14 protein-coding genes and 3 pseudogenes are annotated in these 15,877 nt (G+C 70.4%); 10 read left to right on the top strand and 7 right to left on the bottom strand.

The features are described 5' to 3' along the window. Nucleotides 1-53: 53 nt before the first annotated feature. Entirely contained in the window at nt 54-1,028 is a 975-nt protein-coding gene (locus tag VT85_RS13670) for an AAA family ATPase (RefSeq protein ID WP_068416049.1), read from the bottom strand. A 141-nt stretch (nt 1,029-1,169) separates the two neighbouring features. Here VT85_RS13670 and VT85_RS13665 point away from each other — a divergent pair, with 141 nt between their 5' ends. After that, nucleotides 1,170-2,297, top strand: coding sequence for a glycosyltransferase family 4 protein (locus VT85_RS13665; protein WP_068416047.1), 1,128 nt, complete (start codon nt 1,170-1,172; stop codon nt 2,295-2,297). Here VT85_RS13665 and VT85_RS13660 read toward each other — a convergent pair. Together VT85_RS13660 and VT85_RS13655 are read right to left on the bottom strand one after the other, a co-directional pair. Then, nucleotides 2,219-3,310 carry a hypothetical protein gene (locus VT85_RS13660; RefSeq protein ID WP_068416044.1) on the bottom strand — a complete coding sequence of 364 codons (1,092 nt, stop codon included), beginning with the start codon at nt 3,308-3,310 and terminating at the stop codon, nt 2,219-2,221. The genes VT85_RS13665 and VT85_RS13660 overlap by 79 nt on opposite strands. A 33-nt stretch (nt 3,311-3,343) precedes the next feature. Then, nucleotides 3,344-4,327 carry a type I phosphomannose isomerase catalytic subunit gene (locus VT85_RS13655; RefSeq protein WP_068421994.1) on the bottom strand — a complete coding sequence of 328 codons (984 nt, stop codon included), beginning with the start codon at nt 4,325-4,327 and terminating at the stop codon, nt 3,344-3,346. A gap of 334 nt (nt 4,328-4,661) precedes the next feature. Between VT85_RS13655 and tatC the strand changes: the two genes are divergently transcribed. The 4 genes and pseudogenes from tatC to VT85_RS13640 all read left to right on the top strand — a co-directional run bounded on the left by tatC (nt 4,662) and on the right by VT85_RS13640 (nt 8,420). Continuing rightward, nucleotides 4,662-5,681: a twin-arginine translocase subunit TatC gene (gene tatC / locus VT85_RS13650; protein WP_068416041.1), complete on the top strand. Its 1,020-nt coding sequence runs from the start codon at nt 4,662-4,664 to the stop codon at nt 5,679-5,681. Nucleotides 5,682-5,798: 117 nt separating this feature from the next. Further along, entirely contained in the window at nt 5,799-6,866 is a 1,068-nt protein-coding gene (locus tag VT85_RS13645; protein ID WP_231871376.1) for a homoserine dehydrogenase, read from the top strand. Further along, nucleotides 6,791-6,991: pseudogene (locus VT85_RS29180) on the top strand (ACT domain-containing protein); the annotation flags it as partial. The gene VT85_RS13645 and the pseudogene VT85_RS29180, both read left to right, overlap by 76 nt. A 182-nt stretch (nt 6,992-7,173) precedes the next feature. Continuing rightward, nucleotides 7,174-8,420 (top strand): annotated as a pseudogene (locus tag VT85_RS13640) (cofactor-independent phosphoglycerate mutase). Here VT85_RS13640 and VT85_RS13635 read toward each other — a convergent pair. After that, nucleotides 8,399-8,728, bottom strand: a complete 330-nt coding sequence (locus VT85_RS13635) for a cupin domain-containing protein (RefSeq protein WP_082858588.1) — start codon at nt 8,726-8,728, stop codon at nt 8,399-8,401. The pseudogene VT85_RS13640 and the gene VT85_RS13635 sit on opposite strands and share 22 nt — an antisense overlap. Nucleotides 8,729-9,193: 465 nt before the next feature. Here VT85_RS13635 and VT85_RS13630 point away from each other — a divergent pair, with 465 nt between their 5' ends. Then, the gene (locus VT85_RS13630) at nt 9,194-10,006 is read left to right on the top strand and encodes a hypothetical protein (RefSeq protein WP_068416038.1); all 813 of its coding nucleotides are present in this window, start codon (nt 9,194-9,196) and stop codon (nt 10,004-10,006) included. A 445-nt stretch (nt 10,007-10,451) separates the two neighbouring features. Further along, the gene (glnA, locus tag VT85_RS13625) at nt 10,452-11,864 is read left to right on the top strand and encodes a type I glutamate--ammonia ligase (RefSeq protein ID WP_068416035.1); all 1,413 of its coding nucleotides are present in this window, start codon (nt 10,452-10,454) and stop codon (nt 11,862-11,864) included. A gap of 51 nt (nt 11,865-11,915) precedes the next feature. Here the strand turns inward: glnA and lspA are convergent, their stop codons facing one another. Next, the gene (lspA, locus tag VT85_RS13620) at nt 11,916-12,485 is read right to left on the bottom strand and encodes a signal peptidase II (protein WP_068416032.1); all 570 of its coding nucleotides are present in this window, start codon (nt 12,483-12,485) and stop codon (nt 11,916-11,918) included. Further along, nucleotides 12,482-12,868, bottom strand: a complete 387-nt coding sequence (locus VT85_RS13615; protein ID WP_068416030.1) for a TraR/DksA family transcriptional regulator — start codon at nt 12,866-12,868, stop codon at nt 12,482-12,484. Before VT85_RS13615 ends, lspA begins: the two co-directional genes overlap by 4 nt. 346 nt (nt 12,869-13,214) lie before the next feature. On the opposite strand from VT85_RS13615, the pseudogene VT85_RS28510 reads away from it, so the two are divergent. From VT85_RS28510 to VT85_RS13605, 3 genes and pseudogenes are all read left to right on the top strand, one after another. Beyond that, nucleotides 13,215-13,849, top strand: a pseudogene (locus tag VT85_RS28510) (NAD-dependent epimerase/dehydratase family protein); the annotation flags it as partial. Further along, the gene (locus VT85_RS28505) at nt 13,850-14,236 is read left to right on the top strand and encodes a hypothetical protein (RefSeq protein WP_197490675.1); all 387 of its coding nucleotides are present in this window, start codon (nt 13,850-13,852) and stop codon (nt 14,234-14,236) included. A 62-nt stretch (nt 14,237-14,298) separates the two neighbouring features. After that, the gene (locus VT85_RS13605) at nt 14,299-14,829 is read left to right on the top strand and encodes a type 1 glutamine amidotransferase domain-containing protein (protein WP_068416027.1); all 531 of its coding nucleotides are present in this window, start codon (nt 14,299-14,301) and stop codon (nt 14,827-14,829) included. Nucleotides 14,830-15,080: 251 nt separating this feature from the next. Here the strand turns inward: VT85_RS13605 and VT85_RS13600 are convergent, their stop codons facing one another. After that, entirely contained in the window at nt 15,081-15,830 is a 750-nt protein-coding gene (locus VT85_RS13600; RefSeq protein ID WP_231871375.1) for a DUF2293 domain-containing protein, read from the bottom strand. Nucleotides 15,831-15,877: the final 47 nt, after the last annotated feature.

Here is a 15,877-nt window from a genome sequence, read left to right as displayed (position 1 = left end):
GTCGGATCTCCTTCGGGGCCTGCGCCCCCTCGTCCCGCCGGATCGGGCGGGGGTCAGGTGGGGACCTTGACGCGATCGACGATGTCCCGGATGATGGCCTCCGCCGCGCCGAACTCGCCGGCTTGGAGGAACGACTTGCCCAGGACGCGGTGGGCCAGGACCGGCACCGCCAGCGACTTGACGTCGTCCGGGACCACGAAGTCCCGGCCCGAGACCATCGCCAGGCTCTGGGCCGCGCGATAGAGGGTGAGGGCGCCTCGGGTGCTGACGCCGACGTGCAGGTCCTCGCTCCGCCGGGTCAGGTGGACGATGTCCAGCAGGTAGTCGGCGATCGCCTCGTCGACCCGGACCCCGCGGACGCCGTCCTGGAGGTGCACCACGTCCGCGGCCGTCAGCACCGGGCGCAGGGTGGTCACCGGCTCGCCGGCGCGGTGGTCGTGCAGCAGCCGACGCTCCTCGGACCGGATCGGGTAGCCCATCCGGATCCGGATCATGAAGCGGTCGAGCTGGCTCTCGGGCAGGACGTAGGTCCCCTCGAATTCATACGGGTTCTGGGTCGCCAGCACGATGAACGGCGCCTCCAGCGGGTAGGTGACCCCTTCCACGGAGACCTGGCGGTCGCTCATCGCCTCCAGCAGGGCGCTCTGGGTGCGGGGGGTGGTCCGGTTGATCTCGTCGGCCAGCACGACGTTGGTGAAGACCGGGCCCGGCTTGAAGACGAAGTCGCTCGAAGGCGCGTGGAAGACGCTCGATCCCAGGACGTCCGACGGCAGGAGATCCGGGGTGAACTGGATTCGCCGGAACGAACAGTCGATACTGGCCGCGAGGGCCCGCGCCAGCAGCGTCTTGCCGACGCCGGGGACGTCCTCGATCAAGACGTGGCCCTGGGCCAGGAGCGCGACCACGGCGAGCTTGATGGGCTCGGCCTTGCCGAGCACCACCTGACCGACGTTGTCCAGCAGCCGGCTCGTCAGGGCGTAGAGGTGTTCCTGAGTGGGGGCGGCGGCGGTCGATTGCTGTGGGGTCATTCCGTGGGCTCGACGGGTTCGCGGGCGCAAGTTGTGCCGATCATTCGGACGGGATCACTATAATCCAGCCGCCCCGCGATTCCAACGGCCGCGCGGGGCCGCGAACGACGAACGTCGCCGAGATTTCGGGAGAGGGGGCCGGTGGCGGACGGAGAAGACGGCGACATCCCCCTGGACGTGGTGATCCTGGCCGGCAGGCTGGGGCTCGACGACGACGGCTGGCCCCTGGGCCCGTTGCTCGACCGCCTGGAGGCGCGCGGGATCGCCCCCCGCGCCATCTGCACGAGCCGGGCCGACGCGCTCGACGACCCCCGGGTCTCGGCGATCCCCGCGCTGGGGCGACGCTGGCTCAAGGGCCTGGCCGTCCGCCGGGTCTTCCAGGGCCGGACGGTCCCCCGCCCCGCCGTGCTCCACGCCGTCCACGAGGAGACCGCCGAGACGGCCCTGGCGATGGCCGAGACCTGGCGCATCCCCTACATCCAGACCGTCGACGACTTTCTGGTCGCCGAGGACGGGCTGCGGATCAGCCGACGCTGGCTGCACACCTTCGTGGTCTCCAGCGAGGAGCTGCGAGACGTCCTCGTCGACGAGCTGGGCGTCCCGGCCGATCGCGCCCTGGTGATCCCCCCCGGGGTCGCCGTCGAGCCCTCCGCGCCCCGGGTCGCCTCGAGCAAGGTCCCGGTGGCGGCCGTCGCCGGGCCCCCCCTGGCCGAGACCGGCTTCGACACCTTCCTGGAGGCCGCCCGGATCGTCCTCGCCCGGGGCCGCGACCTGGAATTCCTGATCGCCGTCCAGGGGGGCGACTCGATCGAGGTCCGCCGCCGCGCCACGGCCCTCCGCATCCACGAGCGCGTGACCGTCGCCGAGTTCGACGTCGTCGGCCCCCGGCTCTGGTCGGCCGTCGACGTCTACTGCCAGCCGGCGCGGGAGCCCAGCACCGGGCGGACGCTCACCCTGGCCCTGGTCCAGGGCGTCCCCTGCATCGCGTCCAACGTCCGGGGGCTTCGCGGGCTGATCCAGGCGGGGCGGTCCGGGCTCCTCGTCCCCCCCGACGACCCCGCGAGCCTGGCCGACGCCCTGCTCCACCTCGTCGACCACCCCAAAGCCGCCCTCGAACTGGGCGCCGCCGCGCGGACGGACCTCCGCGCCCGCTTCGACCTCGACGCCGAGGCCGACAAGCTCGCCGCCCTCTACCGCAGGGCCGCCGAGCCCCCCGCCTCCCCCGCCGTCGTCGCGATCCCGGGCCTTAGGCCCCCGTCCACGTCCTGACGGAACAGGAGGTAGGCCCGCACGGCCGCGCTCCAGAAGAAGGCGAACGTCCAGGCCTGGAGTGCCAGGCCGACGACCGCCGTCCAGGCCTCGATCTCTCCCCCGATGGCCCCCGGCCGGGAGGGGAAGGCCGCCAGGCCCATCCCCCAGACTCCCAGGTGCATCCCCGCCCAGAGGAAGACCTCGAACGCCGCCAGGCCGAGCGTCCCCAGCGCCCAGGCCGCCGCGACGCACGCCGCCAGCGTCATGGGCCGATGCTTGACGTAGCCGTACGTCCGGCCGATCGCCTCCACGGCCTCCTCGGATTCGGCCGCGATCGCCGCGTGGATCAGCGGCCAGGTCGCGATCGCGAGGACCAGAAAGGCCGCCGACGTCAGCCCCAGGAGCATCGGGACGGCGAACAACGCCGCCGTCAGCGACGGCAGAAACCGCGCGACCAGGCCGAATCCGGCCGACGCCCCCCCCAGCAGCAGCACGATCGCCAGGGGATAGAGCGGTGCGGCCGAAAGCCCCCAGGCGTTGCGGAATGCGAACCCGAGCGATTCGCGGAGCCCCGCCCGATCCCCCGTACCGGCCTCGGCGACCGCCAGCCGGCAGATCGCGCCTCCCACGACACCCATCACGACGACCGCGAGCACCAGCCTCCCCAGCGAGGAGAGCACGTCCCCGCCGAGACCGTCGATCGCGAAGATCGCCGACAGCGGCTCGACCAGCAGCCGCACCGGCCGGGTCAGATTCCAGGCCGGACGTCGCAGCGCCTCGACGAAAGCCCCAGGCGGCTCGAATAGTTCGCCGTAGAGGCTCGCGAACCCCAGGACGCGCGGGGAGTCCAGGTGGGGGTCCGGCGCGAGCCGGCCGATCGCCGACCAGCCCGCCTCCAGCACGAGGAGGCCGACGGCGGCAAGGAGGAGTTTGCGGACGTCGAAGGCCGCCGGGACGGCCCGGGCCAGGCCCAGCCAGTCGCGAAGGTGGACCCGATCCGGGTCGTTGGGATGTTTCGGTTCCTCGGCCATGGGGTCTCCGGCGACGGCTCCGCGCGATCTCGATCAGGGCTGCTGACAGGCCAGGACGACGGCCCGGCCCACGGGGATGATCATCGTCGGGCCGATCGTCGCCGGCAAGAGGACCGTCTCCCCCTTGCGGAACGTCAGGTCGCCCCGAGGCCCCCGCGCCCGGACCTCGCCGTCGAGCACCATCAAGATCGTGAACCGATCGTCGCGGCCGATCTCGGCCGGGGCTTCGATCGTCCAGCGCTCCAGTTCGAAGTATCGGCACCGCACCAGCGGCTCGCGGACGTCGCCGTCCTCCAGCACGAGCGGGGCGGGGACGATCGGGTCGACCGGCCCCCGGCCGAAGTCGATCGAGCGGAGGGCCTGGTCGACGTGCAGGTCCCGGGGCTTCCCCGCGGCGTCGACCCGGTTCCAGTCGAACACCCGGAAGGTCGCGTCGGAGGTCTGCTGGATCTCGGCGAGCAGGACCCCGGCGCCGATGGCGTGGACGGTCCCCGCCTCCACCAGCACGCAGTCGCCCGGCCGGGGCTCGAACTGGTGGAGCAGCGGCTCGACCGCGCCCTCGCGGATCGCCCGCTCCAGGTCCTCGCGGCCGACGCCCGCCTTCAGCCCGGCGTAGATCCGCGAGCCGGGATCGGCGGCGAGGACGACCCAGGCCTCGGTCTTGCCGCGGTCCCCGGCCAGTTCCCTCCCCAGCGCGTCGTCGGGGTGGACCTGGACGGAGAGGGGCTCGCGAGCGTCCAGGAGCTTGACCAGGAGAGGGAATTGCGCCTCGGCCCGTCCCCGGCCGAACAGCTCCGCCGGGCGGTTCTCGACCAGGTCGCGGAGTGTCGTCCCGGCGAGCGGGCCGTCGCGAACGACGCTCACGGCGTCGTGGTAGTCGGCGATCTCCCAGCTCTCGGCGTAGTCGTCGCCGTCGCCGATCGGCTTGCCCAGCACCGTCCCCAGCCTGCGGCCCCCCCAGACGAGCCGTCGGAGGATCGGCGTGAACGCGAGTGGTTCGAGGGGGGGCGGCTGCATCGCGAGGGTCTCCATCCTGGGTTGCGATTCGTGCGCGGGTGGGGCGATCCGTCCTGACCCCAGCCAGTTGTAACGTCGCGGCGCGTCGTCGTCCATCTCCCCCCGGGCGTCGGCGAGGCCGGACGAGGCCTGGCAATTCCGGGGTCCGGGTGCTAGACTCGTCACCACAGGAACGCCCCCGCGCGACCGGCCGTCCCAGAGAGGCCGACACGCGGCGCCGCCCGCCAAGGGCTCCGGCCTCGGGACTGGCCGCGGCAGCCCGCGTCTCCTCCGCATTCCATCCGACGCCACGCCCCTTCGCGGCGGGCGCATCCCCCCCGTTGGTTCACGTCCAATGCCCAGCGATCGCGACCTCTTCACCGAAGAGCAGACGATGGTGACGATGAGTTTCGGCGAGCACCTCGAGGAGCTGCGCGTGCGGCTCATCCTGGGGCTGGCCGGCCTGTTCGTCGGCGTCCTGATCGTCTTCATCCCCCCCCTCGACATCGGCAAGCGGGTGATGGAGAGCATGGAAGCCCCCGCCAAGGGGGCGCTCGTGGATTTCTACCGCGAGGAATACGCCAAGAAGGCCCAGGCCGCCGAGGACGCCAAGACGGTCTCCCCGCCGGTCCAGGCCGAGGTCGCCGCCGGCGCCTTCTTCGACGCGATCCGCCAGGTCGCCCCCGACCTGAAGCTCCCCGACGCCGAGGCGGTCCAGGGCCGGACCCTGAGCTTCCCGATCCGCTACAAGCTGGCCGACGTGATCGGCCTCAGCGAGAAGTCGACGTACCAGATCGACAACTCGCTGATCTCGCTGGGCCCGTTGGAGACGATCACGATCTACTTCATGGTCTGCCTCGTCTCGGGCCTGGTGATCGCCAGCCCCTGGGTCTTCTACCAGATCTGGGCGTTCATCGCGGCGGGGCTCTATCGCCACGAGCGGCACTACGTGATGCGGTTCCTGCCGGTCTCGCTGGGGCTGTTCATCAGCGGGATCGTGCTCTGCTTCGCGTTCGTGCTGCCGCTGACCCTGGCCTTCCTGCTGGACTTCAACGTCTGGTTGGGCGTGGCCCCGACGCTCCGGCTGAGCGAGTGGATGAGCTTCGCGACGATCCTCCCCCTGGTCTTCGGCCTGGCCTTCCAGACCCCCCTGGTGATGCTCTTCCTCCAGCGGATCGGGATCTTCACGGCGGACGACTACCGGTCCAAGCGAAAGTTCGCGATCCTCATCATCACCGTCGCCGCGGCCCTGCTGACCCCCGGGGCGGACCCGATCAGCATGACGCTCCTTGCCGCGCCGATGATCGTCCTCTACGAGCTGGGCATCATCCTGATCAGCCGGGGCTCGAAGCCGACGGTCCCGGCCCGGACCTGACCCGACCCCGTCCCGGTCGGCTTGCGGATCGAGCGGCCGGGACCTAGACTTGAGCGCCGCCCTCCGGGGCGGCCTCATCCCCTTTCTTTTCTCCCGGGACGCTTCACGGCGATCGCGATGCAACAGGTCAGTGTGGGATTGGTCGGACTGGGGACCGTGGGCGCGGGCGTGGCCCGACTCCTGACGCAGCAGGCCGACCGCATCGCCCGTCGCGCGGGGCGTCGGATCGACTGCAAGTGGGCCGTCGTCCGCGACCTCTCGAAGCGGCGCGAGGCCGATTTCGAGGGCGTGCGAATCATCGACGACGTCCGTCGGGTGATCGACGACCCGGACGTCGAGATCGTCGTCGAGTTGATCGGCGGGGTCGACGCGGCGCGGCGGATCGTCCTGGAGGCGCTCCGGGCCGGCAAGCACGTCGTCACGGCCAACAAGGCGCTCCTGGCCGAGCACGGCCCGGAGATCTTCGCGGCGGCCCGTGCGGCCGACCGCGCCGTGGCCTTCGAGGCCAGCGCCGGCGGCGGCGTGCCGATCGTCAACGCCCTCAACGTCGGCCTGGCGGCGAACCAGATCCAGAGCCTGGCGGCCATCCTCAACGGCACCTGCAACTACATCCTGACCCAGATGACCCACGAGGGGATGGCCTATGCCGACGCCCTCGCCGACGCCCAGGCGCTCGGCTACGCCGAGGCCGACCCCACCCTCGACGTCGACGGCACCGACACCGCCCACAAGCTCGCCATCCTGGCGCAGCTGGCCTTCGGGGCGAACGTCAAGACGGCCGACATCCCCCGCGAGGGGATCGACCGCCTGGAGCTGGCCGACCTGACCTACGCCCGCGAGCTGGGCTATACGATCAAGCTCCTGGCCCACGCCAGCCTGGTCGACGGCGGCCTGGAGCTGCGGGTCGCCCCGACGCTGGTCCGCCGGGACGCCCCGCTCGCCCAGGTCCACGGGCCTTACAACGCGATCCGGGCCGTCGGCGACGCCGTGGGCGACACCCTCTTCTACGGCCGGGGCGCCGGCATGATGCCCACCGCGTCGGCCGTCGTCGGCGACCTGATCGACGTCGTCGCCGGCCGCGCGATCCTGACCTCGCGCATCCTGGACTTCTGGTCGGCCGACGCCCCCCCGCCACCCTCCTGCCGGAGAGCCGGTTCCGCCGCCGCAACTACCTCCGCTTCCTGATCGCCGACCGCCCCGGCGTCATCGCGGCCATCGCCCAGGCCCTGGGCGACAAGGGGATCAGCATCGCCAGCGTCATCCAGCACGAGCCCACGGAGTCCCCCGGCGACGAGCCCGGCCCCGTCCCGCTCGTCATCATGACTCACCAGGCCGTCGAGGAGCATCTCCGCGACGCCATCCGCGAGATCGACCGCCTCGACGTCGTCCGCGCCCCCAGCGTGCGACTCGGCGTCGAGGAGTGACCGGGGACGCCTCGCCCCCGCCCCCGTCTCCGCCGCCCCCCTCCCCGCATCGATCCCAGGAGCCGCCCGTGCCCGCCAAGTACGTGATCGTGATCCCCGACGGGGCCGCCGACGAGCCGTTCGAGGGGCTAGGCGGCCGGACGGCCTTGCAGGCGGCCGACCTGCCGGCGATGGATCGGGTCGCCGCCGAGGGCCTCGTGGGCCGTTCCCGGAACGTCCCCGATCGGTTCCTCCCCGCCAGCGACGTCGCCACCCTCAGCCTCTTCGGCTACGATCCCGAGGCGTACTACACCGGCCGCGCCCCGCTGGAGGCCGCCGCGATGGGCGTCCCCCTCGGCCCCGACGACTGGGCCGTGCGCTGCAACCTGATGACGATCGCCGACGGCCGCCTCGCCGACTTCACCGCCGGGCACATCACCAGCGAGGAAGGCGCGCCGATCATGGCGACCCTCCAGGCCGAGCTGGGCCGCCCGGACGTCGAATTCCACGCCGGCGTCAGCTACCGCAACTTGATGATCTATCGCGGCAAGCCGGGCGAGCCCCGGCTCACCGCCGAGACCCGCACCGTCCCCCCCCACGACCATCCCGACCAGCCGGCCTCCGACTACCTGCCGCAAGGCCCCGGTGCCGACCTGCTCGTCGACCTGATGAAGCGCGCCGAGCCGATCCTGGCGAATCATCCGGTCAACCTCGCCCGGATCGCCCGGGGCGAGAAGCCCGCGAGCGCGATCTGGCTCTGGGGCCAGGGCCCCGCCCCCCACATGCCCACCTTCCAGGAGTTGCACGGCCTCAAGGGGGCCATCATCTCGGCCGTCGACCTGGTGCGCGGGGTCGGCGTGCTAGCCGGCTGGGACCGGATCGACGTCCCGACCGCCACCGGCTACCTGGACACCGACTACGCCGCCAAGGGCCGAGCCGGAATCGCCGCCCTCCGCGACCACGACGTCGTCTGCGTCCACGTCGAGGCCCCGACGAGGCCAGCCACGAAGGCCGCGCCGACGCCAAGGTCGAGGCGATCGAACGCATCGACCGCGACATCGTCGCCCCAATCTTCGAGCATCTCAGGAACTCCCGCGACGCCTGGCGGATCCTGATCTCCCCCGACCACTCCACCCTGCTCCGCACCCGGGCCCACGACCGCGCCCCCGTCGCCTGGACGATCGCCGGGACCAACATCCCCGCCTCCGGCCTCCGCTACGACGAACAGCACGCCCGCGACGGCGGCGGCCCCTTCTTCGACCAGGGCTGGCGTCTCATGGCCAGGTTCCTCGACCTGAACTGGACGGGCCGGGATCAATCCGAAGCGTCGGCGTAGAAGACCGCCAGCCAGATGGTCGGCTCGTCGGGAGACGTCCACTCGACGCGGTGGCGGCGGTGCGCGTGGATGGTCAGATGGTCGCCCGGCCCCAGGACGACCTCCTCATCCGGCGCCTGAAGCCGAAGCCGGGCCGCCCCCTGGAGCACCGCGACGAATTCGTGCTCGTCCTGGTCGTACCAGAACCCCTCGGGCGACGCCTGGCCGCGCGAGATGATCCGCTCGACGCGGGTCCGCCCCGAGCCCGCCAGGACCTCGATGAACTCGTCGATCGGCTCCGGCCGCGGGGGCGTGTAGAGATTCTTCATGCGCGAGTCCTCCAAAATGGTTCGTCCCCGGTCGCCATGTCTTCATCATGTTCCATGATCTCTCCGGGCCGATCTCTCGACGTCGACCGCCTCACGACCTCGGGCGGGTTCGAGGGGAAGGAAGAGACATCGAAACCCAGGAGAAAGCGCCGAACAAAGCCAATTCTCCTTGTTCTCAAAATCCAACATGACAACGACTTGCGCCTCGATTGGGTTCGTTCGTCCGGGGCGAACGAACCCAATCCGCCGGGTCGGTTCGGGCGTGCGAGGCGTTACGGCGTAAGGATTGCAGAGGATGGGCGAGGCTGAACTGCGGATTGACCGATTTTCAGCATCCGCGTATCTTGCGAACGTGTACGACCGCGCCTCCCCGTCCCGTCCCTCTCGATCGACGTCGTTGAAATTTTGCGACCGCGGGCAGGTCGTTTCCCATCACTCCGTCGCTTGCCGTTCGATGGGGGTTTGATGCGAAGGAAGCTCTCGAAAAGGTGGAAGTTCGTCGGCGTGCTGGTCGGCCTGGCCGTCCTCATCCCGACGGCCGCCTGGTTTTGCCTGACGTATGAGCCGCGCTATTATCGGGAGATGGTCCCCCTGGACCTGCCTCGCGACCAGATCGAGGGGCGGGCGAAGCATTTCGTGGCCCAGAGCCTCCAGCTCCGCAACGACATCAGCAACGAGCCGACGTGGGAGGCGGTCTTCTCCGACCAGGAGGTGAACGCCTGGCTGGCCGAGGATCTGGTGACGCACTTCGCGGACCAGCTCCCGCCCCAGGTCCACGAGCCCCGCGTCCTGTTCGAATCCGGGCGGGTGATCCTGGCGTTCCGCCTGGAACGCGGAGGCCTGTCGTCGGTCATCACCGTCGTCGCCCGGCCGAGGATCCCCGCCGACAACACCGTGGAACTGACGCTGGAGAAGATCCGCGCCGGGATCCTGCCGGTGCCGGCCGACCGCGTGCTCGACCGGATCATCGAGATGGGCCGGGGCTACGGCGTGGACGTGGTCTGGCGGAAGGTGGACGGCTATCCGGTCGTCCAGCTCCATTACATGCCGAATCGCCAGCGCGACGACGTGCGGCTCGACGACGTCGAGATCCGCACCGGGCGGATCCGCCTGGCCGGCCGCTCCGACCGGACGCGGGGCGCGTTCTACACGCCCCGGCTCCCCTCGCGCCGGATTCTTCAATCGACGTTCCCCAGGGAGATCTTCCAGCCCGACTCCTCGGGATCGCTCGGATCGCGTCGAGGTCGCCTCGTCAGGAGGACTTCGCCCACGAGTTGACGCCCCTCCAGCCGGATGCGGACGCGGTCGTCCGACCATTCGAGCGGGATGTAGACGCCGACGTCGACCCGCGCGACCGTTCCTCGATCCCCAGAGACCGGGCCTTCATAGTCGAGATACGCCGCGCGGTGGTCCGGCAGGGCCCGAGCGGCGCCCTCTTTCCCAGGCGCGGGGGGGCGTCCAGCGCCCAGGTCTTCAGGACCCGCCCCGCTCCAGCATGAAATCCCAGTGGACCCCGTCCCAGCGGTGCTCCAGCAGCACGAACCGGGCCGGGGAGACGTCTCGACCGAGCATGGCGCGACTCCTCGACCGGGGGGATGATTCCGCGTAAGCTGGGGGGGAGCCCGATCCCGGGTCGCCCCAGCCCCCCTCCCCTCGGTTTCGATGGTAAGCTCTCTCGACTCGAAGAGACAGGGCCGAGAGCCACCCCCCTGGAGCAGCCCGCGTGACGCCCAAAGAAGTACTTGCGCAGATCCGGCAACGCGAGGTCACGACGGTCGACCTGCGATTCATGGACTTCCCCGGCGTCTGGCAGCATTTCTCCATCCCCGCCGACGCCCTGACCGAGGAGACCTTCGAGGAGGGCCTGGGCTTCGACGGCTCCAGCGTCGTCGGCTGGCGGGCCATCAACGAGGCCGACCTCCTGGTCGTCCCCCAGCCCGAGACGGCCCTCGTGGACCCCTTCATGGCCCAGCCCACGCTGACCATGATCTGCAACATCCACGACCCGATCACCCACCAGGACTACACCCGAGACCCCCGCAACATCGCCCGCAAGGCCGTCTCCTACATGCGGAGCACCGGCGTCGCCGACTACTGCCTGCTCGCCCCGGAGCTGGAGTTCTTCGTCTTCGACCACGTCCGGTTCGACCAGCGGTCCAACGAGGCCTTCTACCACGTCGACTCGGCCGAAGGCGCCTGGAATCGAGGCCGAAGCGAAGGTCCCAACCTCGGCTACAAGCCGGGCTCCGGCCTGGGCTATTTCCCCTGCCCCCCCACCGACTCCCTGGTGAACCTCCGCTCCGACATGGCCCGGATCATGGCCGAGTGCGGCATCACCCCCTCCGCCCACTTCCACGAGGTCGCCACCGGCGGCCAGTGCGAGATCGACCTCAACGCCCACGACCTGCTGGAGATCGCCGACCAGGTGATGATGGCCCGCTACATCATCCGGAACGTGGCCGCCCGCAACGGCAAGACCGCCACCTTCATGCCCAAGCCGCTGTTCGACGACAACGGATCGGGCCTGCACACCCACCTGTCCCTCTGGAAGAACGACGAACCCCTGCTCGCCGGCCACGGCTACGCCGGGATGAGCGACCTGGGCCTCCACGCGATCGGCGGCCTGCTCAAGCACGCCGACGCCCTCTGCGCCTTCGCCAACCCCACGACCAACAGCTACAAGCGGCTGATCGAGGGCTTCGAGGCCCCCACCAAGGTCGCCTACAGCCGCCGCAACCGTGCGGCCATCGTCCGCATCCCGGTGTCCGGCGCCAGCCCCCGCAGCCGTCGGATCGAGTACCGTTGCCCGGACGCCGCGGCCAACCCCTACCTGCTCTTCTCGGCCATGCTGATGGCCGTCCTGGACGGCGTCCAGAACAAGATCCGCCCCGGCGACCCGCTGGACAAGGACATCTACGACCTGCAACCCGAGGAGATGGCCAAGGTCCCCACCACCCCGCGCTCGCTCGACGCCTCGCTCGACGCCCTCCGCCGCGACCACGAGTTCCTGCTCCGGGGCGACGTCTTCACCCCCGACGTCATCGACACCTGGATCTGGTACAAGCAGACCTACGAGGTCGAGGCGATCCGCATCCGCCCCCACCCCTACGAATTCAACCTGTACTACGACGTCTGAGCGGACGAGCGCCGGGTCGCGGACCGATCCCCGATCGACGCGAATCCCGGCTCACGGGGTCGGCAGCGACTCCGCATCCCTGGCGTGGGACGGGGACGGGGCCTCGTCGGCCGGCGCCGGGATCGGATCGGGCCGAAGGGCGAAGAGGACCAGGGTCAGGGCCCCGGCGACCAGCATGTTGTCGGCGAAGTTGAAGATGGCGCAGTCGAAGTTGATCGCGTCGATGTGGAAGTGCACGAAGTCCCGGACGTGGCCGAACTTCAGGCGGTCGTAGCAGTTCCCCAGGGCGCCCGCCATGATCAGCCCCAGGGCGATCGTCAGGGGGAGGCTCGACGCCGCGCCGGCGACGAACAGCCAGGCGACGATCGCGATCCCCGCCACCACGGAGAGCCCGGCGAAGATCAGGCTGCTGTGGGGCATGTCGCGGCCGAAACCCCAGAGCGCGCCGGGGTTGTGGCTGGTGTGCAGCTCCAGCACGTCGGGGATCAGCGTCACCGGCGCCGACGGGGGCGGGCCGACCCGTTCGAAGACGAGGGCCTTGGTCGTCAGATCGAAGGCGGCGCCCCCAAGCGCCAGGGCCCAGAACAGGATCCAGCGGCTCATCGCGACCCGTCGAGTCATTCCGGGTTCTCCAGCTTCCGTGCGCATTCGATGCAGTAGCGGGTGTAAGGGAGGGCCTCCAGCCGGGCCCTGGCGACGGGCTGCTCGCACTCGAGGCAGCGTCCGTAGTGGCCGTCCCGGACCCGACCCAGGGCCTCGCCGATGAGCTTGAGCGTCTCCTGCTCGTTCTCGATCAGCCCGAGGGTGAACTCCTGGTCGTAGTTCTCGGTCCCCACGTCGGCCATGTGCAGAGGGACGTTCGAGAGGTTCGTGCTCGCCTCGTTCTGATTCCGCCGCAGGGCCTCGTCGGTCATGCGGTCGACGTTGCCGCGAAGCCGGTCGTCCAGGTCCACCAGCAGGCGACGAAACGATTCGATCTCTTCCGGCTTGAGGCTGGCGGCCATGACGACCCATTCCTTCCGTCTACACGATCCCGACCCGGTCGGCGCGGCTCCTCAGATCGGATCGGCGCCGCGTCGCGATTCCCGCACGACTCGAAGTGGAAAGCCCCGCCCGCGGGGCGGCGGCGACGAGATCCACACCCTCCAGACTACACCGAGCGACGATCCCAAGGCCACCCCTAACTCCGTCGCGGGGCGGCCGCCCCGGCGAAGGCCGGTTTGACCGCCGCGTCCCATCGGGTAGGATCGAAGAGGGTCGACGTCGAACCCTCCCGCACCGAGCGGACCGGCAGCCTGACCGCGCCCGGACCGTCGGCGGCATCCCTCCCGCGGTCGAGATCCGAGAGCCATGAGCAGCAGTCCCAAGACGATCTTCGTGACCGGCGCCACCGGCCTCGTGGGGGGCCACGCGGTCGAGGAGGCCCTCAAGCGGGGCCACCGCGTCCGCGCCCTAGTCCGGCCCACCAGCGACGTCCGAAAGCTGGACGAGTGGGGCGTCGAGAAGGTCGTCGGCGACCTCGAGGACGCCGACGCCCTCGCCCGGGGAGCGGCCGGCGCCGACTGGATCTTCAACTGCGCCGCCAAGGTCGGCGACTGGGGGACCCTCGCCGAGTTCCGCCGGCTCAACGTCGACGCCCTCCGCCTCCTCCTCGACGCCGCCGTCGCCGCCAAGGTCGAGCGATTCGTCCACGTCAGCTCGCTCGGCGTCTACGAGGGCCGCGACCACCACGGCACCGACGAGACCACCCCCCCGCCGCCGACTCCCTCGACGCCTACACCCGCTCCAAGACCGAAGCCGAGGCCCTGGCCCTCCGGTACGGCAAGGAGAAGGGCCTGCCGATCGTCGTCGTCCGCCCCGGATTCATCTACGGCGAGCGCGACCGCACCGTCCTCCCCAAGCTCCTCACCAACCTCCGGCGGGGGACCTTCGCCTACTTCGGCTCGGGCGAGCAGGCCCTGAACTGCATCTACGCCAAGAATCTCGTGCACGGGATCTTCCTGGCCGCCGAGGCCCCCGGGGCCGTGGGCGAGGTCTTCAACCTCACCGACGGCGAGGCCGTCAGCAAGCGCCGGTTCATCGGCCGCGTCGCCGAGCTGGCCGGGCTCCCCGCCCCTTCGCGGAAGATCCCCCTGAAGCTGGCCAAGTTCCTGGCCACCATCGTCGAGGGGGGCGCCCGGCTCCGCGGCCGCAAGGACGCGCCGATCATCAACAAGGCCCGATACAAGTTCCTGGGCCTCAACCTCGACTTCTCGATCGACAAGGCCCGCAAACTGCTGGGCTACCAGCCTCCCTTCGGCTTCGAAGAGGCCATCAAGCGCTCCATGGTCGAGCACGCCTCCGCGGACCGCGCCACGTCCGCCCGCGGCTGACGCTCGCCCCAGGCCGCACACCCGTATCAAACCCGCACAACCACCCCAGCGAAGGAACCCCCATGAGCAATCTGAGCGGCAAATCGGCCGCGGTCCTGGTCGAGAAGTTCTACGAGGACCTGGAACTCTGGTACCCCGTCTATCGGCTCCGCGAGGCCGGCTGCGACGTCAAGATCGTCGGCCCCAGGGCCGGCGAGACCTACGCCTCGAAGCATGGCTACCCCGCCAAGTCCGACGTGGCCGCCGCCGACGTCAAGGCGGAAGACTTCGACCTGGTGGTGATCCCCGGCGGCTACTCGCCCGACCACATGCGGCGCACCCCGGCGATGGTCGAGCTGGTCGCCCGCGCCGCCAGCCTCGGCAAGGTCGTCGCGGCCATCTGCCACGGCCCCTGGATGCTCTGCTCGGCCCGTTGCATCAAGGGTCGCAACATCACCGGCTTCTTCGCCATCCGCGACGACGTCGAGAACGCCGGCGGCGTCTGGCAGGACGGCGCCTGCGTCCGCGACGGCAACCTCGTCACCAGCCGCACGCCCGAAGACCTCCCCGCCTTCATGCAGGGCATCTTCGCCACCCTCTCGGATCGCCCCTGATCGGCCCCTCGGGCCGAGAAATCCGCGCGTCGCGGAGCCCTGCGCGTCACCCATTCGGATCGCGCAGCTCCGCCTCGACGCTTCCTTTTCAGGTGGGTCGGCCCTTTCCGCGGTGCCTCCCGCTTCAAAATCCTGGGTCGGTGATGAATCCGCTGATCTGGATCATCTGGGCCGTCGGGCTTTCCTCCAGGCGGCTGGGAAGCGTCCAGTGCGGGTCGAGGGGGTGCATCCTGAAAGGCGAGTGGATAGCCTCAGGCTGATGTCGCCTCTTCGGTTCCTCCCTCGGTCGTCCCGCCTCGGACGCCGTCCGCCAACGCCCTCTCTAGCGGGCATTCATCCACGACCGGCTCGCCGCTGCGATAGCGCTGCAACAGCTCCTGCGACCGCCGGGCCAGCAGCCGACGGACCTCCCGCCGTTTCCCCTTGACCCTGGGGATCGTCATGCCGTCGTAGCCGGTGGTCTGGTGCCGCATCCAGGCGATCACGGCGGCCTCGGCCCGCCGCTCGATCGGGATGCGTTCGGTCCGGGCCACGGTCCCGCTTCCCACCGGCGTGGCGTGGTCGGCGACGGCCCGAGCGAGGCGATCGGCGAGCCCGGCGTGATCGGCGTGGAAGCCGAGGAACGCCACCACGGCCCCGTGGAAGTCCTCGACGTACTCGGCCTGCGCCTGCTCTCGCCGCCGAGAGGCGGCCTCCCTCTTCCTGGCGTAGCCCTCGGTGGATCGCTCGGCTTCGAGTTCGGCCCGAATCCGCTCGATGCTCTCCGCCGCCGCCCACACGCCCCTGGAGAACGTCCTGCGCCCCACCTTCTCCTGGACGATCCAATGATCCCCGGCGGCCTTCACCCGACGAGTCAGCCCGGCATCCCCCGGAGGGAGCAGCGCCCAGCCCTCCGGTATGGCCACGACCTTCCCATCGGCGGCCCGTACGCTGTCCGGTGTCGGGCCTGGTTGGTAAGTTTGGCTGTCCATGCCTTGCTCGTTCGCCTCCGTCTTGTTCATGGATCATCCGCCGAGCTTGAACGGCCTCGATCTTCGGTCGTTTCCGC

The organism is Planctomyces sp. SH-PL62 (genome assembly GCF_001610895.1).
GTDB lineage: Bacteria > Planctomycetota > Planctomycetia > Isosphaerales > Isosphaeraceae > Paludisphaera.
The sequence above is the reverse complement of the archived record's forward strand: the minus strand, read 5'-3'. Positions and strand labels throughout refer to the sequence as shown.

Excerpts from the sequence above, each read along its gene's own strand:
- VT85_RS13670 (WP_068416049.1), bottom strand. The coding sequence starts at position 1,028 with ATGACCCCACAGCAATCGACCGCCGCCGCCCCCACTCAGGAACACCTC.
- VT85_RS13660 (WP_068416044.1), bottom strand. The coding sequence starts at position 3,310 with ATGGCCGAGGAACCGAAACATCCCAACGACCCGGATCGGGTCCACCTT.
- VT85_RS13655 (WP_068421994.1), bottom strand. The coding sequence starts at position 4,327 with ATGCAGCCGCCCCCCCTCGAACCACTCGCGTTCACGCCGATCCTCCGA.
- tatC (WP_068416041.1), top strand. The coding sequence starts at position 4,662 with ATGCCCAGCGATCGCGACCTCTTCACCGAAGAGCAGACGATGGTGACG.
- VT85_RS13645 (WP_231871376.1), top strand. The coding sequence starts at position 5,799 with ATGCAACAGGTCAGTGTGGGATTGGTCGGACTGGGGACCGTGGGCGCG.
- VT85_RS13635 (WP_082858588.1), bottom strand. The coding sequence starts at position 8,728 with ATGAAGAATCTCTACACGCCCCCGCGGCCGGAGCCGATCGACGAGTTC.
- VT85_RS13630 (WP_068416038.1), top strand. The coding sequence starts at position 9,194 with ATGCGAAGGAAGCTCTCGAAAAGGTGGAAGTTCGTCGGCGTGCTGGTC.
- lspA (WP_068416032.1), bottom strand. The coding sequence starts at position 12,485 with ATGACTCGACGGGTCGCGATGAGCCGCTGGATCCTGTTCTGGGCCCTG.
- VT85_RS13615 (WP_068416030.1), bottom strand. The coding sequence starts at position 12,868 with ATGGCCGCCAGCCTCAAGCCGGAAGAGATCGAATCGTTTCGTCGCCTG.
- VT85_RS13605 (WP_068416027.1), top strand. The coding sequence starts at position 14,299 with ATGAGCAATCTGAGCGGCAAATCGGCCGCGGTCCTGGTCGAGAAGTTC.
- VT85_RS13600 (WP_231871375.1), bottom strand. The coding sequence starts at position 15,830 with ATGAACAAGACGGAGGCGAACGAGCAAGGCATGGACAGCCAAACTTAC.